The sequence below is a fragment of the Amycolatopsis sp. NPDC005232 genome, assembly GCF_040607795.1.
GTDB lineage: Bacteria > Actinomycetota > Actinomycetes > Mycobacteriales > Pseudonocardiaceae > Amycolatopsis.
The window spans coordinates 238,590-263,400 of record NZ_JBEXHL010000001.1; the positions used below are offsets into that span (position 1 = coordinate 238,590).

Here is a 24,811-nt window from a genome sequence, read left to right on the forward strand (position 1 = left end):
GCCAGTAGGAGCAGCCGATGAGCAAGAACCCGGATCCACACGACTTCCTCGATCTCGACGCAGGACTGGCCGAGGAGGATCGGGCTATCCGGGACGCGGTCCGCGACTACGCCCGCGACCAGCTCCTCGACCACGTGGCCGAGTGGTACGAGTCGGGCTCGCTCCCCGCGCGTGACCTGGCCAAGGGCTTCGGGCAGCTCGGCCTGCTGGGCATGCACCTCGACGGCTACGGCTGCGCCGGCACGAGCGCGGTGGCCTACGGCATCGCGTGCCGCGAGCTGGAGGCCGTCGACTCCGGCCTGCGCAGCTTCGTCTCCGTGCAGGGCTCGCTCGCGATGTTCGCGATCCACCGCTGGGGCAGCGAGGAACACCGGCAGGAGTGGCTGCCGAAGATGGCCGCCGGCGAGGCGCTGGGCTGCTTCGGCCTCACCGAACCCGACGCCGGCAGCGACCCGGGCAGCATGCGCACCCGCGCGGTGCGCGACGGCTCCGACTGGGTGCTCAACGGCACGAAGATGTGGATCACCAACGGCACCGTCGCCGACGTGGCGGTGGTCTGGGCGCAGACCGACGAAGGCATCCGCGGCTTCGTGGTCCCGACGTCGACGCCTGGCTTCACCGCCAACGAGGTGAAGCACAAGCTTTCGCTGCGCGCGTCGCTCACGGCCGAGCTCGTGCTCGACGGCGTGCGGCTGCCGGAATCCGCGGCGTTCCCGGAGGTACGTGGCCTGCGCGGCCCGCTGTCCTGCCTCAACGAAGCGCGCTACGGCATCCTGTTCGGCGTCGTCGGCGCCGCCCGCGCCTGCTACGAAACGGCGCTGGACTACACGCTCACGCGCGAGCAGTTCGGCAAGCCGCTGGCGAGCTTCCAGCTCACGCAGCGCAAGCTGGCCGACCTGCTGGTCGAGGTCAACCGCTCGGGCCTCGTCGCACTGCACATCGGCCGGCTGAAGGACGCCGGCGAGCTGCACCACAACCACGTGAGCTTCGGCAAGCTGGCCAACGTCCGCTCGGCGCTCGACGTCGCCCGCACCGCCCGCTCCATGCTGGGTGCCAACGGGATTTCGCTGGAGTACCCGGTGATGCGGCACATGGCGAACCTCGAGACGGTGCTCACGTACGAGGGCACCGAGGAGATGCACGCGCTGTCGCTGGGCCAGTCGGTGACGGGCATCGCGGCGTTCCGCTGACCGTCCGGAGTGGACGGGTCGCCGGGACCCCCAGCCCCGGCGACCCGAGACTCACGGTCGCAGGAAGTCCTTGAGGGACAACGCGATCGAGCCCGCGTCGAGGCCGTGCGCGAGGTCGTGGTCGGCCCGCTTCCCGTAGGTGCGGACCTCCGTGTCGCGCAGCGTGCCGAGCGACAGCAGGCGGTGCGGAACGTCTCGCAGCGCTTCGCTCACGTGGTAGGCCGAAGTGCCCTTGAGGTACGGCTCCACGAGCACGATGTCGGCCACGTCCCCCACAGCGGCACGCAGCCCCGCGGCGTCGAACGGGCGGATCGTCGACGCGTACAGCACCGTCACGTCGAGGCCTTCGCTCGCGGCGAGCACCCGGTCGAGCATCGGGCCCACGGCGAGCACGACGCCGTTGCTGCCGCTGCGCACCCGCTGGAACCCGACGCCGAGGTGCGGTTCGGCGTTCTGGTCGGCCGAGAGCCGCAGGTACACGCGGCTGTCGCCGGGCACGGAGTCGAGCAGCAGGCGGCGGGCCTCGTCGGGGTGACCGGGCACGTGGACGTACCAGCACGGCAGGGAGTCGATCAGCGCGACGTCGCCCGGCGACTGGTGCGTGCGTCCTTCGGCCGGCATGTCGTAGGACGAGCCGTAGGACACGAGCACGGCGCCGGCGTCCTGGTGGACCAGGTCGAGCTTGATCTGCTCGAACGCGCGCTCCACGAGGAACGACGAGAACGTGTGGATGATCGGGCGCAGGCCGGCCAGCGCGAACCCGGCGCCCGTGCTCACGAGCAGCTGCTCGCGGATGCCGACGTTCACCACCCGGTCCGGGTGCCGCCGCGCCGCACCGGCGAGCTGGGCGGCGGAGATGTCGGCGAGGACGACGGCGACGTCCGGGTCGGCGTCCACGATCTCCTCGGTGGTGGCGAGGAAGGTTTCGCGCATGTTCAGCGTGGTCGGCATGTTCGTCAGCCCTTCGGTTCGACGACGGCGACCACGGCGAGCGGGCGCCCCGGGTGTTCGGTGGTGAACGCGTCGTAGAGCGCCTCGTGGTCGCGGCCGGAGACGGTGCGCGTGGCCCAGCCCTCGACCTCGAACCGGCGCGCGATGCCGCCGGGCCAGCCGTGTGTGGACGACTGGTTGTCCACGACCACGGTGGTCAGGTTGTCCAGGCCCAGGCGCGCGGCGACGACGATCGCCTCGGAGTTGGTGCCTTCGTCGAGCTCGGCGTCGCCGACGAGTGTCACCACGCGGCCGGCGTAGCCGCGCGCCCGCAGGCCCAGCGCGGTGCCGAGGGCGATCGGCAGGCCGTGGCCCAGCGAACCGCTGGAGATCTCGACGCCGGGCGCGCGTTTGCGGTCCGGGTGGTGGCCGAGCCGTGAGCGGGCCGAGGACCAGTCGGCGAGCTCGGCCTCGTCGAGGAAACCCTTGACGGTGAGCACGGCGTAGTAGGCCATCGGTCCGTGCCCCTTGGAGAGCAGGAACCGGTCACGGCCGGGGTCGTGGAAGTTTTCGGGCGAGATGTCGAGCACGCGGTCGTAGAGCACCCAGAGAACGTCTACTGTGGACTCCGCCGCGGCCTGGTGCTTGTCGTCGCCGGTCATCAGCGAAATCAGCCGGGGCAGATCCGCGTATGCCGTTGCTGTGGTGGTCATGTTCCCACCGTGCAACCTCGACCAATGTCTAGGTCAAGCGCTAACCTGGACCAATGACGAGGTTGGCGGAGCACTTGAGCATCGGGCAGGTCGCCGAACGCAGCGGCGTCCCGCACACGGCCCTGCGGTTCTACGAGGACAAGGGACTCATCACGTCCGAGCGCTCGGCCGGCAACCAGCGCCGCTACCCGCGTTCGGTGCTGCGGCGCATCGCCTTCATCCGGGCCGCGCAGCGCGTGGGCCTTTCGCTGGAGGACATCAGCGGCGCGCTGGCCACGCTGCCCGACGACCACGCGCCCACGAAAGCCGACTGGGCGCGGCTCTCACGCGAGTGGCAGTACGAGCTCGACGCGCGCATCGACGCCCTGCAGCGCCTGCGCGACCGCCTCACCGGCTGCGTCGGCTGCGGTTGCCTCTCGCTGCGCAGCTGCAGCCTGTACAACGCCGACGACGAGCTGGCCCGCTTCGGCCCCGGCGCGAGCAAGCTGCGGCCGGTTTCCGAGGGCGGCATCTGAGCTTCCCCGCGGCCGAATTTCCGTTGTGGTACGGGCGCGGATGTGGGTCACTTGAGCCGTTATGGATGAGAAACACATGATCCGCGTCTCGAAGCGGCTGTCCCGCCACCTGCGCCACGAACCCGAGTCGATCGGCCTCACGCTCGACGCCGCCGGCTGGGTCGGGGTCGACGAGCTGCTGGCGGCGCTGCGCGCCCACGGCGTGCGGGTGAGCCGGGCCGAGCTGGCGGAAGTGGTGGAGCGCAGCAACAAACAGCGCTTCGCCCTCGACGGGAGCGGAACGAGGATCCGCGCGAACCAGGGGCACAGCGTCAGCGTCGAGCTGGGTCTGGAGCGCATCGCTCCGCCCGAGGTGCTCTACCACGGCACCGCGACGCGCTTCCTGCCCGCGATCTACACCGAAGGACTGCGGCCGATGCGCCGCCACGCCGTGCACCTGTCGGCCGCCGTCGAAACCGCGCTCGCGGTCGGGGCCCGGCACGGTCGTCCGGTGGTCCTTCGCGTTGCCGCGGGCGAAATGGCCGCTGCCGGACACGAGTTCCAGCGCAGCGCGAACGGCGTGTGGCTGACCGCGGCCGTCGCGCCGGAGTACCTGACCGAGAACTAGTCGTGGTGCCGGCGGGGCCGGCCGAGCAGCCGGCGGCCGACGTCGACGAGCTCGCGGCGCAGGCTTTCGTCGTCGAGCTGAGCGATGTCCGGCGAGCCGCCCGTCATGGCGAGGCCGGTGAGCGTGACCAGTGCAGCCACCCGTGAGGAGATGTCGGGCTCGGGCCCGGCCAGGATGTCGATGAGGGCGTTCTTGAAGCCCTCCATCCCGCGCGTCGAGTTCTCGATCGCGCGGTTGATGCCAGGGTCACTGGAGAACAGCGCGACGAGCACGCGGTGGCGCACCACCAGATCCACGAAGCCCTCGAGCAGGTAGTCGACCTGCGTACCGCGGCGGCGCTGCTTCGCGGCCTCCGACACGATGTGGTCGAGCTCGCGGATGGCGGGCGCCGCGACGGCTTCGGTGATCTCCGCCTTGGTCTTGAAGTGGTAGTACACGGCCGCCTTGGTCACCCCGAGCGCGTCGGCGATCATCTGCAGCGACGTGCCCTCCACGCCGTGTTCGGCGAACAGCCGCAGCGCGGTGCCGAGCAGCCGCGTCCGAGTGTCCTCTGCCGGGGCGGCGGTAGTCATCGTTCCTCCTCGTCAAGCCCAGGAAGCGTACGTGACTGCTTGTCGATCGGCAAACCGAGATACTTGCCGATCGACAAGCAACCTCCTAGCCGTGCGGCTAGTCACATACTTGCCGATCGGCTTGGCAGCCTCCTTGCCGATCGGCTAGCTTCGGGATCACTGGTTCGTGTGACGAAGGCCCTATCCGGGCGAAACGGAGAAACACTCGTGGCGACATTTCTGTACCGGCTCGGCCGGTTGTCGTTCCGGCGCCGCGCTCTCGTCGCGGCCGTGTGGGCGGCCGTGCTCGTGGCGCTCGGCATCGGCGCGCTCACGCTGTCCGGCCAGCTCTCGGACTCGGTGACGATCCCCGGGACCGAGTCACAGCAGGCGATCGACCAGCTCCAGGCGAAGTTCCCGCAGGCCGCGGCCGGTGGCGCGACCGCGCGGGTCGTGATCGCGGCCCCGCAGGGCCACACCGTGACCGATGCCGCCGGCAAGGCCGCGGTCGAGTCGACGGTGGCGAGTCTCAAGACGGCACCGAAGGTCTCGAGCGTGGCCGACCCGTTCCAGGCGAAGTCGATCTCACCGGACGGCCGTGTCGCGCTCGCCCAGGTGAGTTACCGGGTCAAGGGCTTCGAGCTCACGGACAGCGACCGCCAGGCGCTGCTCGACAGCGCGAACAGCGCCAAGCAGCGCGGTTTCGAAGTCGAGTTCGGCGGCGACGCGGTGCAGGCGATGCCCGCGACCGGCGCCACCGAGGGCCTCGGCGTGGCCGTCGCGGCCGTCGTGCTGATCATCACGTTCGGGTCGCTGCTGGCCGCCGGCATCCCGTTGCTCACCGCGCTGATCGGCGTCGGCATCGGCATGGCGGGCATCATGCTGGCCTCGGGTTCGCTCGAGCTGAACTCCAACACCCCGGTGCTGGCCCTGATGATCGGGCTCGCCGTGGGCATCGACTACGCGTTGTTCATCGTCTCCCGCTACCGGCACGAGCTCAGCATCGGGCGAGATCCCGAGGAGGCCGCGGGCCGAGCCGCGGGCACGGCCGGGTCCGCGGTGGTGTTCGCCGGGCTCACCGTGATCATCGCCCTGGCCGGGCTCACGGTGGTCGGCATCCCGTTCCTCGGCCAGATGGGCATCGCCGCGGCCGCGACCGTCGCGATCGCCGTGCTCATCGCGCTCACGCTGCTGCCGGCCATCCTCGGTTTCGCCGGTACCCGGGTCATGGGCGGCCGGATCCGCTTGCGCCGCAAGACGGACAAGGCTTCTCACGGCGAGCGCTGGGCCCGGTTCGTCGCCCGGCACCGCTGGCCCGTGCTGCTCACGGCGCTCGCCGGTCTCGTCGTGGTCGCCATCCCGGCGCTGAGCATGCAGCTCGGCCTGCCCAACGACAGCACCGCGGCGCCCGATTCCACGCAGCGCAAGGCCTACGACCTCGTGAGCGAGAGCTTCGGTGCCGGCGCCAACGGCCCGCTGCTCGTCGTCGTCGACACCGGTGTGAACCACGACCCAGAGTCGCTGAAGCAGGCCGTCGCGGGCATCAGCACGCTGCCCGACGTGGCCGGGGTGACGCCGCCGCGCGTGAACGCCGACGGGGACACGGCGCTGCTGACCGTGATCCCGAAGAGCGGGCCGAGCAGCAAGCAGACCGAGGACCTGGTGGCGGCGATCCGCTCGCAGTCCGAGGCGCTGCACGAGACCACCGGCGCGAGCCTCGCCGTGACCGGCCAGACGGCCGCGAACATCGACGTGTCCGAGAAGCTGTCCGACGCGATGATCCCCTACCTGGCGCTGATCGTCGGGCTCGCGTTCATCCTGCTGATGCTGGTGTTCCGCTCGATCGTCGTGCCGTTGAAGGCGACGCTCGGCTTCCTCGGCTCGGTGGTCGCGACGTTCGGCGCCGTGGTCGCGGTGTTCCAGTGGGGCTGGCTGACCGACCTGCTCGGCGTCGCCTCGACCGGGCCGATCATGAGCATGCTGCCGATCCTGCTCATCGGTGTCCTCTTCGGACTCGCGATGGACTACCAGGTGTTCCTGGTGACGCGGATGCGCGAGGAGCACGTGCACGGCGCCGACCCGCAGGAGGCCATGGTCACCGGCTTCCGCCACGGATCGCGCGTGGTCACGGCCGCGGCCCTGATCATGATCAGCGTGTTCGCGGGCTTCGTGCTGGCGGAGTCGACACTGATCCAGTCGATCGGCTTCGCGCTCGCGTTCGGCGTGCTGGTGGACGCGTTCGTGATCCGGATGACGATCGTGCCGGCCGTGATGTCGCTGCTCGGGCGCCACGCCTGGTGGCTGCCGCGCGGTCTGCACAAGGTGCTGCCGAACGTCGACGTGGAGGGTGAGGGCCTGGCCAAGGCGCTCGAAGCGTCCGACTCCCGAGGCAGCCACGGTGACGACGAGCGCGAGCCCGCCCGCGTGTGAAGCCGCGCCGTCCGCCTGGCGGGTCGCTCAGCCGACCAGCCAGGCGACAGCGCCGCCGATCGCCAGCAGTGCCGCGACACCCAGGGCCACGGCGATGAACTTCGCCGTTTTCCACGTGGAGTAGACGCCACCGGCCAGGAAGCCGGCCAGCGCCAGCAGCAGGATGGCGACAATCTCTTTGCTCACGAAGCTCAGCGTGCCACACGACCTCCACCCGCCCAGGACTGGGCAGCGAGGCCGCCGCGCCTTCCGATGCGGGGTCGGCGTCGATCACGTGACCCACGTCTCCCTCGTTGTGCGACCCCCTGGGCATCGCGTTCGGCGGCGCGACGTGGCAAGCTCTCCGGGTGAGCGGAGCCGCCGATGCCGAGATCGTCCTGACGCCGCTGGACGAGCAGGCCCTGGTCCGGCTGCTCGATGTCGCGGTCGAGGGCGCCGACCCGCTCGAAGTGTTGCCGCCGATGGACGGCCCACCGGGCTGGACACCCGAGCGGCGTGAGGCGTTCCTGGTGTTCCACCGCCGGAATTCGCTCGACCCGGAGACGGCGACCACCTCCGCCTGGACCATCCAGGTCGGCGGCACCATCGTCGGTGGCGCGCGGCTGCACCCCGTCCACCGTGGCAAGTCGGTCGAGATCGAGGCCCAGGTCTGGGTCGCCCGCTGGGCCCGGGGCCGCGGGATCGGCAAGTGGGTCACCGAGACCCTGATCGACGCGGCCCGCGAAGGCGGCGGGGGCCGGTACGTCGCTTCGACCACCACGGACAACAAGGCGGCACAACGCCTGATGAAATCCGTCGGTGCGAACCTCGACCTGCACGACGACGGCGTCGACTCGCACCTCGAGATCTAGTCAGGCGTTGTACCGACCCCAGGAGAGCTTTTCCTAGAGGACGCCCTTCGTGGACGGGATCCCGCCCGCGCGCGGGTCGGGTTCCGTGGCCGCGCGCAGAGCCCGTGCGACGGCCTTGTACTCCGCCTCCGCGATGTGGTGCGGGTCGCGGCCGTGGATCACGCGCACGTGCAGCGCGATCTGCGCGTGGAACGACAGCGAGTCGAACACGTGGCGGGTGAGCACGAACGGGTAGTTGTTGCCGATCGTGAACGTGTTGAACTGCTCCGGCTCGCCGACGTGCACGCAGTACGGCCGGCCCGAGACGTCGATCGCCGCGTGGGCCAGGGTCTCGTCCATGGGGATCCATGCGTCGCCGAAGCGGCGGATGCCGCTCTTGTCGCCCAGGGCCTGGCGCAGGGCCTGGCCCAGGACGATGGCGGTGTCCTCGACGGTGTGGTGCGCGTCGATGTGGATGTCGCCGGTGGCCTCGACCTTGAGGTCCAGCGAGCCGTGCACGCCGAACGCCGTGAGCATGTGGTCGTAGAACGGCACGCCGGTGGAGATGTCGACCTGGCCGGAGCCGTCGAGGTCCAGCTGGACCAGGATCGACGACTCCTTGGTCGTGCGTTCCACCTTGCCGATGCGGGTCATCGCGGTACTTCCTTACTCGCCTCGAGGAACGCGTCGTTCTCTTCCGGGGTGCCGATGGTCACGCGCAGGTGGCCTTCGATGCCGACGTCGCGGATCAGCACGCCGTGGTCCAGGTAGGACTGCCAGCTCGCCTTCGCGTCCGCGAACTGTCCGAAGAGGACGAAGTTCGCGTCGCTCGGCACCGGGGTGAACCCTAGGCCCAGCAAGGCTTCCACCACGCGGTCGCGTTCGGCGGAGAGCTTGTGGACGGTGGCGAGCGTGGCGTCGGCGTGGCGCAGGGCGGCGCGCGCGGCGGCCTGCGTGAGCCTGGACAGGTGATACGGCAGGCGCACAAGCTGCAGGGCGTCCACGATGGCCGGCGCGGCCGCGAGGTAACCCAGCCGTCCGCCGGCGAAGGCGAACGCCTTGCTCATGGTGCGCGAGACGATCAGCTTCGCCGGATACTCAGTGATGAGCTGGACCGCGCTGGGCTGCGAGGAGAACTCGGCGTAGGCCTCGTCCACCACGACGATGCCCGGCGCGGCTTCGAGGACCCCGCGCAGCTGTTCCAGCGGGATCGACCCGCCAGTGGGGTTGTTCGGGCTCGTCACGAACACGATGTCCGGCTGCCGCTCGGCCACCAGCTCCGCGGCGCGCGCGGTGTCGAGCGTGAAGTCGGGCCGGCGCGGCACCGGCACCCACTCCGTGCGCGTGCCGGAGGAGATGATCGGGTGCATCGAGTACGACGGCTCGAAGCCGAGCGCGCTGCGGCCCGGCCCGCCGAAGGCCTGCAGGATCTGCTGCAGGATCTCGTTGGACCCGTTGGCGGCCCACACGTTCGCCTCCGAAAGCACCACGCGCGTCGACACCGTGAGGTAGTCGGCGAGCTCGGTGCGCAGCGCGACGGCGTCGCGGTCCGGGTAACGGTGCAGCGAAGCGGCTTCGGCGCGCACGGCCTCGGCCACGTCCGCCACCAGGTCGGGCGGCGGCGGGTATGGGTTCTCGTTGGTGTTGAGCCGCACGGGCACGTCGAGCTGCGGTGCGCCGTAGGGGCTCTTGCCGCGCAGGTCCTCGCGCAGCGGCAGGGCGTCGAGAGTCACCTCGGCGCCGGGCACGGCCGGGGTCGCCTCGGTCATCGGCCCTCCCCCGCGAACCGCGCGGTCACGGCTTCGCCGTGGGCGGGCAGATCCTCGGCGTCGGCCAGCGCGACGACGCGACCGGCGACCTCGCGCAGCGCGTCCTCGCTGTAGTCGACCACGTGGATGCCCTTGAGGAAGCTCTGCACCGACAGGCCTGAGGAGTGCCGCGCGAAGCCGCCGGTGGGCAGCACGTGGTTGGAGCCGGCGCAGTAGTCGCCGAGCGACACCGGCGCGTAGGCCCCGACGAACACCGCGCCCGCGTTGCGCACGCGGCCGGCGACCTCCCGGGCGTGGGCGGTCTGGATCTCGAGGTGCTCGGCGGCGTAGGCATCGACCACACGCAGACCTTCGTCCACAGTGGACACCAGGATGATGCCGGACTGCTTGCCGCCCAGCGCCTGCCCGACGCGTTCGCTGTGCTTGGTGGCCGCGACGCGCTCGGCGAGCTGCTTGTCCACGGCGTCGGCGAGCTCCTCCGACGTGGTGACCAGAACGCTCGCGGCGAGCGGATCGTGTTCCGCCTGGCTGATCAGGTCGGCCGCCACGTGGACCGGGTCGGCCGTCTCGTCGGCGAGGATCGCGATCTCGGTGGGCCCGGCCTCGGAGTCGATGCCGATCACGCCGCGCACGAGGCGCTTGGCGGCGGTGAGGTAGATGTTGCCCGGCCCGGTGACGATGTCCACGGGCGCGAGCTCGGCGCCGTCGGTGTCCGTGCCGCCGTAGGCGAGCAGTGCCACGGCCTGCGCGCCGCCGACGGCCCACACCTCTTCGACGCCCAGCAGCGCGGCGGCCGCGAGGATCGTCGGGTGCGGCAGGCCGCCGAAGGCCGCCTGCGGGGGCGAGCAGACCACCAGCGAGCGCACGCCCGCGAGCTGCGCGGGGACGACGTTCATGACCACGGTGGACGGGTACACGGCCAGCCCGCCCGGCGCGTACAGCCCGACGCGCTCCACCGGCACCCAGCGCTCGGTGACCGTGCCGCCGGGGACCACCTGCGTGGTCACGTCCTGGCGGCGCTGGTCGGCGTGCACCTTGCGGGCGCGGCTGATCGACTCCTCGAGCGCGGCGCGCACCTGCGGGTCCAGCGCTTCGAGGGCCTGGGTGAGCTCGCCCACGGGCACCCGCACGGTCGCCGGGCGGACCTTGTCGAACTGCTCGGTGTATTCGAGGGCGGCCTCCACACCGCGGTCGCGGACCGCCTCCACCACCGGCCGAACGTGATGCAGCGCCGCGTCCACGTCGTATTCGGCGCGCGGCAGGGCGGCGCGCAGTTCGGCGGCGGTCGGGACCTGCCCGCGCAGGTCGGTGCGGTTCAGCATGGTGACCAGGGTACGAGGTGGCTCTCGGGCTTCGGGCAGGGATACTCGGTGGTGACGACTTGTCCCACGATGAGGGAGTGCCCTGTGCCGCGGATCGCGTTGTGCCAGCTCAACTCGGGCGACGATCCGGAGGACAACCTGAAACTGGTTCGCTCCGGCGTCGAGGCCGCGGCGGCGGACGGCGCCCGCGTCGTCGTGTTCCCCGAAGCCACGATGGCACGCTTCGGCCGGCCCCTGGGGCCGGTCGCGCAGCCGCTGGACGGGCCGTGGGCCTCGGCCGTGTCGGCGATCGCGGACGAGCACGGGGTGCTGGTGGTGGCGGGGATGTTCACGCCGGCCGAGGACGGGCGGGTGCGGAACACGCTGCTGATCACCGGGCTCGGGCAGCGGCTGGGGTACGACAAGATCCACCTGTACGACGCGTTCGGGTTCGCGGAGTCGGACACGGTGGCGCCGGGTGAGACCCCTGTGACGTTTGAGGTCGAGGGGACGGTGTTCGGGGTGGCTACGTGTTACGACATGCGGTTTCCGGAGTTGTTCCGGAGTCTTGCCGATGATGGCGCGGACATCGTGCTGGTCCCCACCTCTTGGGGTGCTGGGGACGGGAAGCTGGACCAGTGGCGGGTGTTGGTGCGGGCGCGGGCGTTGGATTCCGGGTGCTGGGTCGTGGGGTGTGGGCAGGCTGATCCGGCTGCTTCGGGGATCGAGGTGAATCCGAAGGCGCCGACGGGGATCGGGCATTCGGTGGTGGCGGATGGGTTCGGGCGGGTGCTGGTGGAGTTGGGGGATGCGCCGGAGATGGTTGTGGTGGAGGTGGATCCTGCGGTGGCGGGGAAGGCTCGGGGGGCCACTGGGGCGTTGGCGAATCGGAGGCTTTAGAGGTCGTTCGCGGTCTTGGTCCTCGCAGGGCGCGTTGCGTGAGGCTGTGCGGGGGATGCGGTCCTCGCGGGGGCGTGTTGCGTGGGGTGTGCACCCCGAAGCTGGATTGTGTTGACGGCCGGTGAGCCATTGTCAAGGCGGGAAAGCGTGCCTTGACAATGGCTCGCCGGCCGCAAGAAGGCTTCGGATCGGGGTGCCGGGGCGGGTCTGGGTGCAGGGTTTCGTCGCGTGGGTGGGCGGCGGTTGTGAGGTGCCGCGCGTGGCCTGAGTGGGTGGTGCGTCGGGCAGGCGGGCGGCGGTGAGGTGGGGCCAAAGCGCCCCAATGTGGCGTTCGGTGCGCTGGGCGCAACCAATGTGGCGTTCGGTGCGCTGGGCGCACCCAATGTGGCGTTCGGTGCGCTGGGCGCACCCAATGTGGCGTTCGGTGCGTTGAGCGCAACCAATGCCGCATTGGGGGCGAGGGGAGAGCCGAGGCCGGGGGCGTTAGCGGAGCAGGCCTTCGCGGATGGCCACTCGGACGAAGCCCGCGCGGCGGCGTTCGCCCGTTTTGTCGCGGATGCGGTCCAGGTAGGAGCGCACGGTGCGGACGCTGATGTTCAGGATCTCGGCCACGTCGACGTCGCGTTCGCCGGCGGCGACCAGGCGCAGGACTTGCCTTTCGCGTTCCGACAGGACGATCTTGGGGCCCGCGTGGCGGTCTTCGCTGTCCTGGATGATCATGCCGGCGAGGGTGGGCGAGACGTAGGCGTTGTCCTGGGCGATGGTGCGGATGGCGCGCAGGAGCTCGTCGCCGTCGACGTCCTTGGAGAGGAAGCCCTTGGCGCCGGCCTGCATGGCGCCGAGGACTTCGGGCTGTTCGGCGTGGGCGGAGACGACGAGGACCTTGTGGCCCATGTGGCCGACCTCGAGGACGGCAGCCGCGTCCTGGACGCCGCGCAGTTTGAGATCGAGGACGACGACGCTGCCGGCAGGCTGCTCCTGCACGGCGAAGCGGGCGACGGAGTCGGCGACGGCGCCGAGCTCGATGTCCGGGGCTTCGGTCAGTACCCGGGCGACGGCGTCGCGGTAGAGCGGGTGGTCTTCGATCACGCCGACGCGGATCCGGTCGATCCCGGCCGGCTCCTCCGCGGCGCCTCCCCCAGCGTCGGTCATCTCACGAAGTCCTTCCCGCGCCGCCCACCAGGCCCCGCCGGATGGCTTCCTTCACCAGGCCCGGCCGGCGGCGTTCGCCTGTCTTGTCGCGGATGCGGTCGAGGTAGCCGCGCACGGTGCGGACACCGATGTCGAGAATGGCGGCGATGTCGATGTCCCGCTCGCCCGCCGCGACCAGGCGCAGCACCTGCTCCTCGCGGGGCGAGAGCTCCATCTCCGGCCGCGTCACCGGCCGCTCGGTGTTGTCCTTGATGATCATTCCGGCGACCACGGCCGACACGTACGAGCCGCCCTCGGCCACCGCGCGGATGGCGGTCAGCAGCTCGTCGATGTCCACGTCCTTGGACAGGAACCCCTTGGCCCCGGCGGAGATCGCGGCGAGCACCTGCTCCGACTCGGCCTGCGCCGAGACCACGAGCACGTGGTGCCCGAGCTCGCACACCTCCAGCACGGCGGCCGCGCCCGCGACACCCGGCAGCCCGAGATCGAGCAGCACGACCGAGCCCGGCGGCTGGCGTTCCACGTGAAAGCGCGCGACGGAGTCGACGACCGCCCCCAGCTCGATGTCCGGCGACTCGGCGAGCACCCGCTCCACCGACCGCCGGTACAGCGGGTGGTCTTCGATCACCGCCACCCGGATCCGGGCGGACTGCGTCTCTTCGGCGCGTGGCCGTTCCTCTGTCATGTGCACCGACTCGCTCACCCCGTTCCACCCGACGGCACCGGCTGCCCGGCCGTGGCCGGATCCAGCGCGGGTCCTGTCGGCACCAGTGCCAGGAGACCGCTCGCGAGCGCTTGCCTGGCCACGGAACCGTAACCGAGCGAGGCGAGCGCCGGGGCGGTCGCGACCGGATATTTTCTCCCCAGGTCCGTGACCAGGTAGGTCGTGCCGGAACCGGTGTCGGAGACGACCGCGCCACCCGAGGGCGGCACGTACACCTCGTCGGCCACCCGGGCGTCGCGCCGCGTCGTGACCGGAAGCGCGCGCCCGCCCGGAGGCACGGGCACATCGGCGGAGACGAAGATCCGTCCACCCTGCGCGCACAGCGTCACCGACGAGCCGGTGATCGGCGCCTTGCCGGGGATCCGGTCCGGGTAAGCGGCCGGGTCCGCGCCGCCGGCCCGGGAAGCCGCGACCTTCGGCACCGCGGCGACGTCGGCCGCGCGGACACGCACCGGCGCCGGATTGCCCTCATACGCGGAGTCGTTGCCGGGCGTGGTGACGAGCAGGCTCGCCTCCGTCTGGCCGACGGGCTCGAGGCCGGCGGAGTGCACGAGGTAGTACGAAGTCGCGTCGCCGGCGCTGGCCATGGCGTCGACCACGGCGAGGACCTCGCCCACGCGGGTGTTCACCCCACCGACGAGCGGACCGGGGCCGCCCGCGCCGGGAACGGCGATCTCGCCGAGGTCGCGTCCGGCCGGCACGGTGTCGATCCACCGCGACGACACGGCGATGGTCGGGTAGCTGTCGAACTGCAGCGCGGCCGCGGCTTCGTCGCTGAGCTGGTAGCGGCGCCCGTCGGTGACGAGGTAGCGCTGGCCTACCGGCAGCCGGACGATCACGCCCGAGCCGCGCGGCAGCTCCGTTCCCGCGGCCGGCGCGCCGAGCACCACCGCCACGAGAGGTTCGGCCGACGCGGGCGCGTCCTGCGTCGTGCGGCTGCAGCTGGTCCACGACGCCGAGACGAGCGCGGTCGTGGCCGGCAGCGAGTCGGGGGCGCCGGAGATGCCGATCTCCGTGCCGCGCGGGGCGGCGCCGAGGTCGGTGGAGGACACGGACACGGTCGCGTCGCCGTTGCCGCCCGCGAGCAGGCGGGCCGAGGCGTAGTTGAGGACGGGGTGCACCGCGCCGTCGGCGCCGAGCACGAACCGCGCGCCCGTGCCCTCCTCGACGATCACGTGCCCGCCGGCCAGCCAGTCTTTGCCGCCCGAGGGGTTGAGCAGGCCGATCACGCCGAACACGGCCGTCACCAGCAGCGCGGCGGCCAGGCCCAGCACCGTGCCGAGCACGAGCCTGCGGCTGGGCGACACGGGGTGGTTGGCGTCGGCGGCCACGAGCGCGGAGACGAGCCTGCGCCGGAGGAACTGGTAGGCCTGGATCTGGTCCCGCTGCGTCCACACGCTGCTTCGGCCCCCTGCCCTTCGCGCTTCTTCCGGGCGCGAGCGTAGGAGCGCCCGGGCGCGGAGGACGAGGGTAATTTTTACGCCCACGCGACGGTGTGTGGAGCGCTAGCGTCGCCGGTACCGCCCGGGGAAGGGGACACCTGTGTCCGTGTCAGCACCGCCGGCGCCGGCGGCCGTGACTGTGCCGGCTTCGCGGGCCGGCACCGCCGCGTTGCCGTGGCTGCTGCCGGTCCGGCCGCTGCAGGCCGCGCTGTGGGAGCTCGCGGCGATCGCGGTGCTGCTGGCGTTCGCCATGGACGGCGTAGCGCAGCCGGTGCGGATCGCCGTGGCCGCGGTCGCGGGGGTGCTGGTGCTGACCACGTCGGTGCGCGTCGGCGGCCGCCACTTCGCCGCGTGGGCCGGCGCGTGGCTCGGCTACCGGCTGCGGCGTCACGACAGCCGCCGCGACAGCCCCGATCCGCTGCACCGCGTCGCCGGGCCCGTGCGGGTGCGCCAGCACGTGGACCGCGCCGGCAACCGCTTCGGCGTCGCCGAGGTCGACGGCGACTGGAGCGCCATCGTCCGCCTCACGCCCGGCGCGAGCGAGCCCCCGGCCGAGGGGCTGCTCGCCATCCTGCGGAAGTCCTTCCACGGCACCGACATCCCGCTCGCCGCCGTGCAGTTGCTCACCTGGGCCGTGCCCCGCGGCGCGCAGGTCTACCGCGCGCGCTGGCTCGCCGTCCGCTACCGCCCCGAAGACGCCCCCATCGCCGCCCTCGCCCGCGGCGGCGGCGAGCTCGGCGCACTGCGCAGCACGGCCAGCGCGGCGCTGAGCCTGATGGTCGCGTTGGCCGAGGCGGGCTATCCGTCCACTGTGCTCGAAGCCGGCGAACTGACCGCGGAACTACGCGTCGCCCTCGGCGTCCCCGCTTCACCGGTACCCCTGGAAACCGACGGCGACGGCTGGCGCGCCTGGTCCTGGGCCGGCGCCACCCAGTCCTGCTACCGCCCCCGCTCGACGCGCGACCTGCCCCGCATCCTCGGCCTCTCCGTGCCGGAAGCCGCGTTCACCGCCACGTCCGCCACCCTGCGCCGCACCCCGGGCGGCCGCGAACGCATCGACGTGACGCTGCGAGTGGGGGCCCGGTCGGGTGCGGAAACGCCGGTGGTGCAAGGAGTTTCGGCCGTTCCGCTGCATGGCGGTCACGAAGCGGCGGTCCGGCGGACGCTGCCGCTCGCGCTGACCTGATCGCGGGTCATTCCGACGCCGGTCACCGCCGCGGCGGCCAGCAGCGCCACCGCGATCCAGCACGCGGTGGGCGCGCCCGCGGAGAAGAACACGCTGCCGAGAGACGCGACGCCCAGCGTGGCGCCCAGTTGCTGCACCGCGTTGAGCAGGCCGGCGGCCGAACCCGTTTCCTCGGGCCGCACGCGGCGCAGGGCCACGGTGAAGAACGGCACGGTGAACAGCCCGATCCCCAAGCCGCCGACGGCGAGGGGCACCAGTGGTGACCAACCGGCCGCGAACGCCGCCGCCAGGCCCGCCACGCCGGCCGCCAGGAGGGCGAGGCCGGCGAACAACAACCGCCCTCCGAAACGGGGCACGAGGTAGGTGCCGGCCACCCACGAGGACACCGCGAGGCCGGCCGACCAGGGCAGGAGCGTCAGACCGGCCGTGCGGGGGCCGGCGTGTTGGGCGACCTGGAGGTGGAGCACGACGACCTGCATGAGGCCGTTCATCACCGCGAAGAACAGCACGGAAGTGAGCAGCGCGGCGGGAAAACCCGCGTCGCGGAAGAGGCCGGCTTCGACGAGGGGGCTGCGGTCGCGGCGCCAACGCTGGTGAAAGCCGAACACCACGAGCAGCACCAAGCCACCCGCGAAGGTCCCGATGTGCCAGCCGGCCACGAGCGGGTAGACGACCAGGCCCGCACCCGCCGCGACGAGTGCGGTGCCGACGAGGTCCAGGCGCGGCCGTGCCGAAGCCCGGTCTTCCAGCAGCAGCCCAGCGGCCACGAACACCGCGAGCCCCAGTGGCACCGTCACCAGGAACACCGCGCGCCACGACCAGGCCTGCGTGAGGACGCCGCCGAGGACCGGGCCGCACACGGCGGCGAGGCCCATCACGGGACCGATCGCGCCGAGCGCCTTGGCGCGGTCCGGGCCGTCGAACATCGCGCGGATGAGGCCGATGGTCTGCGGGATCACCAGCGCGGCCGCGGCGCCCTGGATCGCGCGGAACACCAGCAGCAGCACCGGCGAAGGCGCGAGCGCGCACGCCGCCGACGCCGATCCGGAGCACCCGGCGCCGGCCCGCGATGTCGCCGAGGCGGCCGCCGGTGACGAGCAGCAAGGCGAACGGCAGGGTGTACGCCGCACTGTACCAGCTGATCGTGGTCGCCGGGCCGCCCAGCTCGGCGTGGATCGCGGGTGCGGCGACCTGGACGATCGTCGCGTCGAGCAGGTTCATCGCCTCGGCGACGAGCAGGACGGCGAGTGCGGCCCAGCGGTGGTGGTTCGACATGCCACCGAGCTTGGGGACAGCAGTGAGATCGTTCCAGCCACAAGACGATTTGTGGACAAAGATTCCACGAATGCTCGATCGAGCGCAGAATCACTCCATGCTTGACGACCTCGACCGCGCTCTCGTCCACGCCCTCCAGCTCGACGGCCGCGCCCCGTTCGCCCGAATCGGCGCGGTGCTGGGCGTCTCGACGCAGACCGTCGCGCGCCGCTACCGGCGGTTGCGCGCGGAGGCGGGCCTGCGCGTGGTCGGGCTCGCCGACCCGCACCGCACCGGGCAGGCGCAGTGGCTCGTGCGGCTGACCGTGGTGCCCGGCGTGGCCCAGCGCGTCGCCACGGCCCTGGTGCGCCGCACGGACACGACGTGGGTGAAGCTCGCCGGCGGCGGCACCGAGATCTGCACGATCGTCGTCACGCCGACCGACCGCGACCATTCCCTGCTGCTGCGCGACATCCCGCGCACGGCGGGCATCACGGGCGTCTCCGCGCACCGGATGCTGCACACCTACCTCGGCGGCCCGTCCGCGTGGCAAGGCCGCGTCGACGGGCTCACCGGCGAGCAGCGAGCGCGGCTGGCCCAGGAAGTCAGCCCCGGCCCGGTCGAGCTCACCGAAGCCGACACGCCGCTGTTCACCGCACTCGGCCAAGACGGCCGCGCCGGCCAGGCCGAGCTGTCGGCCGCCACCGGCCGCTCCCCCGCCGTCGTCGCGCGGCGGCTCGCGGACCTGCGGGCGGCCGGCGCGTTGTTCTTCGACGTCGAGATCGACGCGGGCCTCTTCGGCGCCACCACGCAGGCGCTGCTGTGGATGGCCGTCGCACCGGCCGATCTCGACGCCGTCGGCACCACGCTCGCCCGGCACCGCGAGCTCGCGGTCGTCGCCGCGACGACCGGTCCCACCAATCTGCTCGCCCATGCCCTGTGCACCGACGCGTCCGACCTGCACCGTTATCTCACGCAACGCCTCGGCGCGATCGACGGCATCCGCACCTGCGAGACGGCTCCGGTGCTCCGGACGCTCAAGTCCGCCAGCCCGATTGGCACTCCGTTCGGCGGCCGGATCGGCCCTTCTGAGAGTGCCACTGGCCGGTTAGGGTCGAGCGCATGACGCTGGACCTCGCGGTGGCCAACGCGGCCGCCTTCTGGACGATCGTCGCCGAAAGCCGCGGCCACGCCGTGACGACGCGGCCCGGGTTCGTCTGCGTGCACAGCAGCGAGCGCAGCGGCACGCGGATTGTCCTGCGGACCGCGACGCCGAGTCCCGACGACGTCGCCGAGCTCACCGAGCTGGCCAAGAACGCGCCGACAGTCCTGGTCGAAGACGCGTACGGCATTGTCGACATGTCGCCGCTGGGTCTCACCGCGCGGCAGCTGCCCGTGATGACCCGCACCGGCCCCGGCTTCGGCGAGCTCAGCGCCCTGCGCGTCGACACCCCGGACCTGCTCGCGACGGTGGAAAACGTGGTCGTCCACGGCTTCCCGCTCGAACGCCACCAGCCCTACGTCCGCGGCGAGGTCTTCCCGCCCGCCCTGCTGGCACGCGACGGTGTCAGCACCTGGCTCGTGACCCGCGATGACGAACCCGCCGGCGCCTGCCTCGTCATCGACGACGGCGCCGCCGTCGGCCTCTACTGGGTCACGACCCTTCCGGCCCACCGTTCCCGCGGCGTCGGCCGCGCCCTCATGCACACCGTGCTGTCCGAAGTGGACGGACGAACCGTCACCCTCACCGCCGCCAAACCCGGCAAACCGCTCTACGACTCCCTCGGCTTCACGACGGTCGGCTCGGCCACCTGGTGGGCCTAGGTAGGTTGGCGCCATGACCGTGGGCAGTGCCTTCTGGATCGCCGCCGCCCGCGCTCGCGAGTCCGAGCGCGCGGACCGGCTCTTCGACGACCCCTTCGCCCGGGAACTGGCCGGAGAGCGCGGCTTCGCGACGATGGCTGCCTCCGAACGCGCCACCGGCGGCGAGAACCCGTACCTCCCCGTCCGCGTCCGCTGGTTCGACGACCTGGCCACGGCGGCACGGGACGTAAGGCAGATCGTGCTGCTGGGCGCGGGCCTGGACACCCGCCCGTATCGGCTGGACCTGCCGGCCACGCTCGACTGGTACGAAGTGGACCGTGCGGAAGTGTTCGCCACCAAGGAACCCGTCCTCGCGCAGGCCACCGCGAGGTGCCGGCGCCACACCGTCGCGGCCGACCTCACCACCGACTGGGCCACGCCTCTGCTCGACGCGGGCCACCAACCCGGCGCGCGAACCCTGTGGCTCGCCGAGGGGCTGTTCTTCTACTTCGCCGAAGACCAGATCGTCACGATGCTGAAGACCGCGGCACAGCTGTGCGCGCCGGGCAGCCGCTTAGCCGCCGACGTCTCCGGCACCACCGGCCTCGACTCCCCCGCCATGCAGCCCTACCGCAAGTGGTGCGCCGACAACGGTTTCCCACCACCGTTCGGCTCCGACGACCCGGCCGCGCTGTGCCGAGCCGGCGGCTGGACCCCGGACCACCTCACCGCCCCCGGCGCCGCGGACGCCAACCACGGCCGCCTCCACTCCCAGCCCGAAGGCGTCGTCCCCGGCCGAACCCATTTCCTGACCGCGACGACCTAGCCACGCACGGCTTCGTACACCCCCGCGATCATCCCCACGAACGGCACCAGCGCCAGCAGCACCAGGAACTCGGATACGTCCAGCAACCGCGACCAATACGGCGACCGCACGCCCTTCGCCACCCGCGTCGCGTACACCAGGCAGACCACGGCGGCGATCAGCATCGCCGCGCCAGCAGCAAGAAGCAGCGTGCGGTTGTCGTCCGCGATCAGCCACGCGCCGGCCGTGAGCACCGTGACCACGCCGAAACCGGCCAGCGCCAGGCGTTGCAACCGGCCCGCGTATGAACGCGAACGCTGCACCCAGGCCACGCCCACCAAAGCCGCCAGCCCCGCCTCCCACGGCCCGCCGGAAGCGGCGAGCGTCACTGCCGAAGCCACCACGACGAGACCCAAGGCCACGAGCAACGCCGTCAGCAACATCTGCGCATACGTGGTCCGGCCGATGACCTCCGCGCCGAGGGACGGCTGTTCGTCGGCCCGGAAGGATTCCATGTCGTCCGGCACCCGCGGCAGCGGCAGCCGGCCCAGGCGCAGCGCGAGCATCGGCGCCACGGCCGCCAACGCCGTCGCCAAGACCGCCGCGACAGCCGCCGCGGCGACCGGCTTCACCCCGGACAGCAACACCACGCCGGTCGTCAGCGCACCAAGACCGGCCGAACCCGTGATGGCCACGAAAATCGGCAGCCGGTCGGCCACCGACACCGCGGCCAGCACGCTGTACACCGTCACCGCGGCCAAACCGGCGGCCAACGGACCGGCCGACAGGGAGAACACGCCATGCGGCGGCAGGATCGACATCCCCGCCAGCAGTGCGACGAACACCCCCGCCACCGCACCGGCCGCACCCGCGCCCGAGTCACCGTAGGCGCGGCTCAACGCCCCGCCGCCGAGCAGCAGGATCAGCGACAACAGCCCCGTCGCGATCGGCGCCAGCACGCTGCCCGCCGTCGACGCCTGAACCAGCAGCCCACCGGCCGCCAGCAGCACCACGGCCGCCGCGATGCCCGCGCGCCGCGCGATGCGAGGGCCCCACGCGGTGGACGCGGCGTCGCCGACGCTGGCGATCGAGTCCACGACGTCGTCGAACAGCAGCGGACCACGCGGACGTTCTCGCGGAGTCAGGTGCAGCACCTCACCGTCGCGCACCTGCGCGGCGGCCACCGTGAGCCCGAGCGCGAGCGGCGCGCCGCCGAGCCGCGAGAGCACCCACCCCGGGTGCTCGGCCGCGGCCTGACCCGTGGCACCGGCGAGCCGCACGAGTTGCGGCACGAGCTCCGCGAACGTGCTCTGCTGCGGCAACGCGACGTCCACGCGGGCGCGCGGCGTCACGATCGTCACGCGCCGGGTGGACCCGGCCAGGGCCGGAGCGCTCACTGCACGGACCTGGACGCCTCGATCACCGGGGCGAACTTCGCACTGCTCGCCTCGGCCAGCTTCTGCAGGCCCGCGTTCACCGCCTCGAGCACGATCTCCGACAGGTTGCGCGCGTCGTACTCGCGGATCGCGCGCGGGTCGATGTCGATGGAGGTGAAACGGCCGTCGCCACGCAGCGACACCGTGACTTCGTTCTGCCGCGAAGCCGCCTTGACCTCCATGGCCTCGACCGAGCGCTGGATGCGCTGCACCTCTTCGGTCTGCCGGCGGACCTGCGCCAGCAGCTCGTCCATGTCCGGCACGGCGTACGGGTCGGTCACAGCTGTTCTCCTTCTCCTGCGGGGTGGTTGCGGCGGACGTGCACGCCGGCGACGAATCGGCGGAAGTCGGGCGTGAGGCGTTGCGCCGCCTCGGGTTCGGCGGTGAAGACGAGCTCGAGCACCACGCGCGCGATCGGCCCGTCGGCACCCGGCACGGTGAGGAACACCTGTGTCTGCACCAGATCCGTGCCCTCGCCGGTGCGCAGGCGCAGCACCTGCGTGAGCCCGGGTGCGGTGGCGTCGCCGACGTCGTGGCGGCTCACCACGTCGAGCAGCGCCATGGTGCGGCCCAGGCGTTCCACGGCCTCGTCGGCGATCTCGGCCAGCGTCGCCGGGTCGGGGCGCTGGCGCACGCCGAGCGTGATGTTGGGCGTGAATCCCGCTTCGGGGTGCACAGCGACGAACGCGACGCCCGGCGCGCCCGCCCCCGCCGGGTCGAGCGGCATCCACCCCTCGGGGACGTCGAAACCCAGCGGGAGCGAGACGGTTTCAGGGACAGTCACAGTGTTTTCACCAAGATCCCACGTAGTTCACGGCGTCGTCCCACGTGTGGCCGACGTAGTCCGCCGCCTCGTTCGCGGCGCTGCCGACGGCGTCGACCGCCGCGCCGCCGTACTCGCCGATGGTGTGGCCCAGCTTCGGCAGGTCGATGTCGATCTTGGCCCCCACGCCCGCGCCGAGGCCGAGCGCGACACCCGCCTTGAAGTTCACCTTGATGTGCCCCGCGTCGTACACGGCCTGGCCGTCGAGCTGCGCGCCGAGGCCGTACTGCAGCGTGCCGTTGGCGCCGACCCCGACACCCGCGACGTCGGCCGAGACCTCGCCTTCGACCTTGCCGCCGACGAACGCGTTGCCGTGCAGCCCCAAGCCGTGGGCACCCAGCTGCGCCGAACCGCTCACCTCACCGCCGGCGAAGACCGAGGCCTTCCCCTGGGCCTCCGCGACGCCGTACTCGAGCTTGCCGTCCACGTCCTTGTCGAGCGCGGCGAGCTGGGCGTGGCCCGAGGCCTTGGCGTCCCAGCCTTCGGAGGTGATCTTCCCGTCGTACTCGGGAGAAAAGCCGTCCTGGTCGTGCTTGGTCTTGAGGTAGGTGATCTCGGTGTTCTTGAACGCCTTGTCCTTCAAGGTTTCCGGCTCCGGCCGACCGAACGGCGTGTCGGCCTTCTTCGGCGCGCGCGTGCCCTGCAGGCCGTCCCAGGTGAGTTTCTTCCAGCCGGAGTTGCCGAACCACGAGGGCACGGTGCGCGGCCGGCTGCGCCCGTCGAGCGGTTCGCCGTTGAGCCAGCTCAGCGCGCCCGTGCTCCACTTGCCCAGCTCGTGTTCCAGCCGGCCGACGCCCTCGGGCGGGAAAAGCTGTGCCAGCGCTTCGGAAAGCTCGTCGGCCACCTGTTTCGCCATCGCGACGGCCTGCTCGCCGAGCTGGCGCGCGGCGGAGATGAACGCGCCGACCGCGTTGGGATTGGCGGTCTTGGCCTGGCTGGTGAGCTGCGCGCCGTACTGGTCGAACTGCGCGAGCACGGAGTCGAGCGCCTGGCGGGCCCACTGCAGCAGCTGCGCGGCCTTCGCCAGCCGCTGCGCCTGGTCGGCCAGCAACGTGGCGTCCTCGGTCAGCTCGTCGGCCGACTTCTGCGCGGCCGTGGCGTAGGCGGTGTAGGCGGCGCCGTCCCAGTCGGTGTGCAGGTCCTTGGCCGCCTGGGAAATCTCGGTCGCCTTGCCGGACACCGTCGACGCCTGCGTACCGCACTGCTGCGACGCGGTGTTCAGCGCCGCCGGGTCGCCCGTGACGCGGCGCTGGTACTCGAGGAGCACCTGCCGGTAGGACGACAGGACCGAGCTGACGACCCCGGAGGCGTCGACGGCCATGGCCTAGGCGCCCTTCGCGTCGATGTCGACGTGCTGCTGGAAGTGCTGGCCGTTGTAGGTGAGGTCGAGGTCGATGTCGAGGTCCTGGCCGGCGGGCGCCTCGACGGTCGACTGGCCGGTGGACAGGTCGGTGTGGATCACGACCTCTCCTGCGCCGGCGGGGGCGATCGGGCTGACGGTGCCGCCCGCCGGAGCGGTGGGCGCGGTGGGCTGGATCGGCGTCGTGCTCGGCGCCGAAGTACTCGGGTCGACGGCGATCCAGCTGTTCGACGGGTCGAGCGGGGTGCCATTGGCCGTCACCGGCGTGGTCGGGGTGGTTCCTGTGGTCCCGGCCAGCGCGGGCGGCGTGTAGTTGGTGAACGGCGGCTGCCCAGCCGGCGCGGTCGCCCCGCCGCCCACACCACCGCCGGTGCCGCCGGCGATCGCCTGCTGCCCGGCCGCGCTCGCCACCGACGGCGGCGCCTGCGGAGCCGTGACCGGGGTGCTCGACACGGCCGTGTTGCCCGTGGCTCCGGCCGCGGCGGCCGAACCGGCGTCACCACCGTGGAACAGCTTCTCGATCTCGCCGATGATCTGCGCGACCTGCGTGATCTGGTTCGCGAGGTCACCCGCGCCGAGCGCCTTGAGCAGCGCGCCGATCGCCGTGATGAACGCCTTCAGAGAAGCGCTCGTGGCCGTGGACAGTGCCACCGCGGCGCCGTAGGTCCACCAGTTCGACATGAGCGACGCGACGGTGGGGTTCACCGCCGAGACCACCGAACGGTAGGCCTCCTGCGCCGTCTTCACGAGCGTGCCCGACACGCCGAGCAGCTGCGCGCCCTTCTCGATCACGCCGATGATCTTCGTGAGCTGGTCGAGCGAATCGGTGACCTTCTTCAGCGCCGACTCCGACGCGGTGCCGGACCAGACCTTGCCCAGCTGGTCGGCCGCCTTGCTCAGCTCGGTGTAGAGCGATGCGAACTCGCTCGCCTTGTGCAGCAGGTCGAGCACGTGCTTCGCGATCTGCTCCGGCTGGCCGGTGACGATCTGCGGCAGCGTGGTGATCGGGCCGCCCGAGGACGCCGTGGCGTCCATCGCGCTGGAGTTCGGGAATGTCAGCATCGGACCTCACTTGCTCGGGAGTCGGGAG

At 71.8% G+C, this 24,811-nt stretch carries 25 protein-coding genes and 1 pseudogene; 10 read left to right on the plus strand and 16 right to left on the minus strand.

The annotated features are described in order from the left end of the window. Nucleotides 1-17: 17 nt before the first annotated feature. On the plus strand, nucleotides 18-1,190 hold the full coding sequence (locus ABZU76_RS01150) for an acyl-CoA dehydrogenase family protein (protein WP_354863844.1): 1,173 nt from the start codon (nucleotides 18-20) through the stop codon (nucleotides 1,188-1,190). 51 nt (nucleotides 1,191-1,241) lie between these two features. Here ABZU76_RS01150 and ABZU76_RS01155 read toward each other — a convergent pair whose 3' ends face one another. Together ABZU76_RS01155 and ABZU76_RS01160 are read right to left on the minus strand one after the other, a co-directional pair. Beyond that, the gene (locus ABZU76_RS01155) at nucleotides 1,242-2,141 is read right to left on the minus strand and encodes a transketolase (protein WP_354863846.1); all 900 of its coding nucleotides are present in this window, start codon (nucleotides 2,139-2,141) and stop codon (nucleotides 1,242-1,244) included. 5 nt (nucleotides 2,142-2,146) lie between these two features. Further along, entirely contained in the window at nucleotides 2,147-2,833 is a 687-nt protein-coding gene (locus tag ABZU76_RS01160) for a thiamine pyrophosphate-dependent enzyme (RefSeq protein ID WP_354863848.1), read from the minus strand. Between the two features lie 53 nt (nucleotides 2,834-2,886). On the opposite strand from ABZU76_RS01160, the gene soxR reads away from it, so the two are divergent. Together soxR and ABZU76_RS01170 are read left to right on the plus strand one after the other, a co-directional pair. After that, nucleotides 2,887-3,348: a redox-sensitive transcriptional activator SoxR gene (gene soxR, locus ABZU76_RS01165; RefSeq protein ID WP_354863850.1), complete on the plus strand. Its 462-nt coding sequence runs from the start codon at nucleotides 2,887-2,889 to the stop codon at nucleotides 3,346-3,348. 61 nt (nucleotides 3,349-3,409) lie between these two features. Next, nucleotides 3,410-3,955, plus strand: coding sequence for an RNA 2'-phosphotransferase (locus ABZU76_RS01170; protein ID WP_354863852.1), 546 nt, complete (start codon nucleotides 3,410-3,412; stop codon nucleotides 3,953-3,955). Here the strand turns inward: ABZU76_RS01170 and ABZU76_RS01175 are convergent. Continuing rightward, nucleotides 3,952-4,527: a TetR family transcriptional regulator gene (locus tag ABZU76_RS01175; protein ID WP_285969279.1), complete on the minus strand. Its 576-nt coding sequence runs from the start codon at nucleotides 4,525-4,527 to the stop codon at nucleotides 3,952-3,954. The genes ABZU76_RS01170 and ABZU76_RS01175 overlap by 4 nt on opposite strands. A gap of 207 nt (nucleotides 4,528-4,734) precedes the next feature. On the opposite strand from ABZU76_RS01175, the gene ABZU76_RS01180 reads away from it, so the two are divergent. Further along, complete coding sequence (locus ABZU76_RS01180) at nucleotides 4,735-6,936, plus strand: MMPL family transporter (protein WP_354863855.1); 2,202 nt, start codon at nucleotides 4,735-4,737, stop codon at nucleotides 6,934-6,936. 27 nt (nucleotides 6,937-6,963) lie between these two features. Here the strand turns inward: ABZU76_RS01180 and ABZU76_RS01185 are convergent, their stop codons facing one another. Next, entirely contained in the window at nucleotides 6,964-7,122 is a 159-nt protein-coding gene (locus ABZU76_RS01185; protein WP_220238003.1) for a hypothetical protein, read from the minus strand. Between the two features lie 161 nt (nucleotides 7,123-7,283). On the opposite strand from ABZU76_RS01185, the gene ABZU76_RS01190 reads away from it, so the two are divergent. Next, on the plus strand, nucleotides 7,284-7,787 hold the full coding sequence (locus ABZU76_RS01190) for a GNAT family N-acetyltransferase (RefSeq protein ID WP_354863857.1): 504 nt from the start codon (nucleotides 7,284-7,286) through the stop codon (nucleotides 7,785-7,787). A 33-nt stretch (nucleotides 7,788-7,820) separates the two neighbouring features. On the opposite strand, the gene hisB is transcribed toward ABZU76_RS01190, so the two are convergent. The 3 genes from hisB to hisD are packed head-to-tail and all read right to left on the minus strand — an operon-like array spanning nucleotide 7,821 to nucleotide 10,857. Then, the gene (hisB, locus tag ABZU76_RS01195; protein ID WP_354863859.1) at nucleotides 7,821-8,420 is read right to left on the minus strand and encodes an imidazoleglycerol-phosphate dehydratase HisB; all 600 of its coding nucleotides are present in this window, start codon (nucleotides 8,418-8,420) and stop codon (nucleotides 7,821-7,823) included. Beyond that, nucleotides 8,417-9,535 carry a histidinol-phosphate transaminase gene (locus tag ABZU76_RS01200; protein ID WP_354863861.1) on the minus strand — a complete coding sequence of 373 codons (1,119 nt, stop codon included), beginning with the start codon at nucleotides 9,533-9,535 and terminating at the stop codon, nucleotides 8,417-8,419. The genes hisB and ABZU76_RS01200 overlap by 4 nt, the downstream gene beginning before the upstream one ends. Further along, entirely contained in the window at nucleotides 9,532-10,857 is a 1,326-nt protein-coding gene (gene hisD / locus ABZU76_RS01205; protein WP_220238000.1) for a histidinol dehydrogenase, read from the minus strand. Before hisD ends, ABZU76_RS01200 begins: the two co-directional genes overlap by 4 nt. Before the next feature lie 84 nt (nucleotides 10,858-10,941). Between hisD and ABZU76_RS01210 the strand changes: the two genes are divergently transcribed. Further along, nucleotides 10,942-11,736: a carbon-nitrogen hydrolase family protein gene (locus ABZU76_RS01210; RefSeq protein WP_354863863.1), complete on the plus strand. Its 795-nt coding sequence runs from the start codon at nucleotides 10,942-10,944 to the stop codon at nucleotides 11,734-11,736. Between the two features lie 483 nt (nucleotides 11,737-12,219). Here ABZU76_RS01210 and ABZU76_RS01215 read toward each other — a convergent pair whose 3' ends face one another. Genes ABZU76_RS01215 through eccB form a run of 3 tightly spaced genes read right to left on the minus strand, consistent with a single transcriptional unit; the run spans nucleotide 12,220 to nucleotide 15,009 of the window. Beyond that, on the minus strand, nucleotides 12,220-12,888 hold the full coding sequence (locus tag ABZU76_RS01215) for a response regulator transcription factor (RefSeq protein ID WP_354863865.1): 669 nt from the start codon (nucleotides 12,886-12,888) through the stop codon (nucleotides 12,220-12,222). Nucleotide 12,889: 1 nt separating this feature from the next. Further along, nucleotides 12,890-13,573: a response regulator transcription factor gene (locus ABZU76_RS01220; protein ID WP_354863867.1), complete on the minus strand. Its 684-nt coding sequence runs from the start codon at nucleotides 13,571-13,573 to the stop codon at nucleotides 12,890-12,892. A gap of 14 nt (nucleotides 13,574-13,587) precedes the next feature. After that, nucleotides 13,588-15,009, minus strand: a complete 1,422-nt coding sequence (gene eccB, locus ABZU76_RS01225; RefSeq protein ID WP_354863869.1) for a type VII secretion protein EccB — start codon at nucleotides 15,007-15,009, stop codon at nucleotides 13,588-13,590. A 151-nt stretch (nucleotides 15,010-15,160) separates the two neighbouring features. Here eccB and ABZU76_RS01230 point away from each other — a divergent pair, with 151 nt between their 5' ends. Then, nucleotides 15,161-16,240 carry a type VII secretion protein EccE gene (locus ABZU76_RS01230; RefSeq protein WP_354864728.1) on the plus strand — a complete coding sequence of 360 codons (1,080 nt, stop codon included), beginning with the start codon at nucleotides 15,161-15,163 and terminating at the stop codon, nucleotides 16,238-16,240. Here ABZU76_RS01230 and ABZU76_RS01235 read toward each other — a convergent pair. Next, nucleotides 16,195-17,515 (minus strand): annotated as a pseudogene (locus ABZU76_RS01235) (MFS transporter). The gene ABZU76_RS01230 and the pseudogene ABZU76_RS01235 sit on opposite strands and share 46 nt — an antisense overlap. Before the next feature lie 97 nt (nucleotides 17,516-17,612). Between ABZU76_RS01235 and ABZU76_RS01240 the strand changes: the two are divergent. The 3 genes from ABZU76_RS01240 to ABZU76_RS01250 are packed head-to-tail and all read left to right on the plus strand — an operon-like array spanning nucleotide 17,613 to nucleotide 20,123. Then, nucleotides 17,613-18,620, plus strand: a complete 1,008-nt coding sequence (locus ABZU76_RS01240; protein ID WP_354863871.1) for an AsnC family transcriptional regulator — start codon at nucleotides 17,613-17,615, stop codon at nucleotides 18,618-18,620. Continuing rightward, nucleotides 18,617-19,318, plus strand: coding sequence for a GNAT family N-acetyltransferase (locus ABZU76_RS01245; RefSeq protein ID WP_354863873.1), 702 nt, complete (start codon nucleotides 18,617-18,619; stop codon nucleotides 19,316-19,318). The genes ABZU76_RS01240 and ABZU76_RS01245 overlap by 4 nt, the downstream gene beginning before the upstream one ends. 13 nt (nucleotides 19,319-19,331) lie before the next feature. Continuing rightward, nucleotides 19,332-20,123 carry an SAM-dependent methyltransferase gene (locus tag ABZU76_RS01250; protein WP_354863875.1) on the plus strand — a complete coding sequence of 264 codons (792 nt, stop codon included), beginning with the start codon at nucleotides 19,332-19,334 and terminating at the stop codon, nucleotides 20,121-20,123. Here ABZU76_RS01250 and eccD read toward each other — a convergent pair. From eccD to ABZU76_RS01275, 5 genes are read right to left on the minus strand one after another with little or no spacing between them, the layout of a single operon-like run. Continuing rightward, on the minus strand, nucleotides 20,120-21,499 hold the full coding sequence (gene eccD, locus ABZU76_RS01255) for a type VII secretion integral membrane protein EccD (RefSeq protein WP_354863877.1): 1,380 nt from the start codon (nucleotides 21,497-21,499) through the stop codon (nucleotides 20,120-20,122). The genes ABZU76_RS01250 and eccD overlap by 4 nt on opposite strands. Continuing rightward, a complete protein-coding gene (locus ABZU76_RS01260; RefSeq protein ID WP_220237990.1) occupies nucleotides 21,496-21,819 on the minus strand; it encodes a YbaB/EbfC family nucleoid-associated protein in 324 nt (107 codons plus the stop codon). The genes eccD and ABZU76_RS01260 overlap by 4 nt, the downstream gene beginning before the upstream one ends. Continuing rightward, nucleotides 21,816-22,322 (minus strand): hypothetical protein, encoded by a 507-nt coding sequence (locus tag ABZU76_RS01265; protein WP_354863879.1) that lies wholly within the window; start codon nucleotides 22,320-22,322, stop codon nucleotides 21,816-21,818. Before ABZU76_RS01265 ends, ABZU76_RS01260 begins: the two co-directional genes overlap by 4 nt. Before the next feature lie 7 nt (nucleotides 22,323-22,329). After that, nucleotides 22,330-23,682, minus strand: a complete 1,353-nt coding sequence (locus tag ABZU76_RS01270) for a hypothetical protein (protein WP_354863881.1) — start codon at nucleotides 23,680-23,682, stop codon at nucleotides 22,330-22,332. 3 nt (nucleotides 23,683-23,685) lie between these two features. Continuing rightward, nucleotides 23,686-24,783: a hypothetical protein gene (locus tag ABZU76_RS01275; RefSeq protein ID WP_354863883.1), complete on the minus strand. Its 1,098-nt coding sequence runs from the start codon at nucleotides 24,781-24,783 to the stop codon at nucleotides 23,686-23,688. Nucleotides 24,784-24,811 lie beyond the last annotated feature (28 nt).

What these genes read in the sequence shown, in the direction of transcription:
- ABZU76_RS01200 (WP_354863861.1), bottom strand. Translation starts at nt 9,535, where the DNA reads ATGACCGAGGCGACCCCGGCCGTGCCCGGCGCCGAGGTGACTCTCGAC.
- ABZU76_RS01245 (WP_354863873.1), top strand. Translation starts at nt 18,617, where the DNA reads ATGACGCTGGACCTCGCGGTGGCCAACGCGGCCGCCTTCTGGACGATC.
- ABZU76_RS01170 (WP_354863852.1), top strand. Translation starts at nt 3,410, where the DNA reads ATGGATGAGAAACACATGATCCGCGTCTCGAAGCGGCTGTCCCGCCAC.
- ABZU76_RS01175 (WP_285969279.1), bottom strand. Translation starts at nt 4,527, where the DNA reads ATGACTACCGCCGCCCCGGCAGAGGACACTCGGACGCGGCTGCTCGGC.
- hisB (WP_354863859.1), bottom strand. Translation starts at nt 8,420, where the DNA reads ATGACCCGCATCGGCAAGGTGGAACGCACGACCAAGGAGTCGTCGATC.
- ABZU76_RS01220 (WP_354863867.1), bottom strand. Translation starts at nt 13,573, where the DNA reads ATGACAGAGGAACGGCCACGCGCCGAAGAGACGCAGTCCGCCCGGATC.
- ABZU76_RS01215 (WP_354863865.1), bottom strand. Translation starts at nt 12,888, where the DNA reads ATGACCGACGCTGGGGGAGGCGCCGCGGAGGAGCCGGCCGGGATCGAC.
- ABZU76_RS01270 (WP_354863881.1), bottom strand. Translation starts at nt 23,682, where the DNA reads ATGGCCGTCGACGCCTCCGGGGTCGTCAGCTCGGTCCTGTCGTCCTAC.
- ABZU76_RS01240 (WP_354863871.1), top strand. Translation starts at nt 17,613, where the DNA reads ATGCTTGACGACCTCGACCGCGCTCTCGTCCACGCCCTCCAGCTCGAC.
- ABZU76_RS01150 (WP_354863844.1), top strand. Translation starts at nt 18, where the DNA reads ATGAGCAAGAACCCGGATCCACACGACTTCCTCGATCTCGACGCAGGA.
- ABZU76_RS01160 (WP_354863848.1), bottom strand. Translation starts at nt 2,833, where the DNA reads ATGACCACCACAGCAACGGCATACGCGGATCTGCCCCGGCTGATTTCG.
- ABZU76_RS01250 (WP_354863875.1), top strand. Translation starts at nt 19,332, where the DNA reads ATGACCGTGGGCAGTGCCTTCTGGATCGCCGCCGCCCGCGCTCGCGAG.
- soxR (WP_354863850.1), top strand. Translation starts at nt 2,887, where the DNA reads ATGACGAGGTTGGCGGAGCACTTGAGCATCGGGCAGGTCGCCGAACGC.
- ABZU76_RS01155 (WP_354863846.1), bottom strand. Translation starts at nt 2,141, where the DNA reads ATGCCGACCACGCTGAACATGCGCGAAACCTTCCTCGCCACCACCGAG.
- hisD (WP_220238000.1), bottom strand. Translation starts at nt 10,857, where the DNA reads ATGCTGAACCGCACCGACCTGCGCGGGCAGGTCCCGACCGCCGCCGAA.
- ABZU76_RS01275 (WP_354863883.1), bottom strand. Translation starts at nt 24,783, where the DNA reads ATGCTGACATTCCCGAACTCCAGCGCGATGGACGCCACGGCGTCCTCG.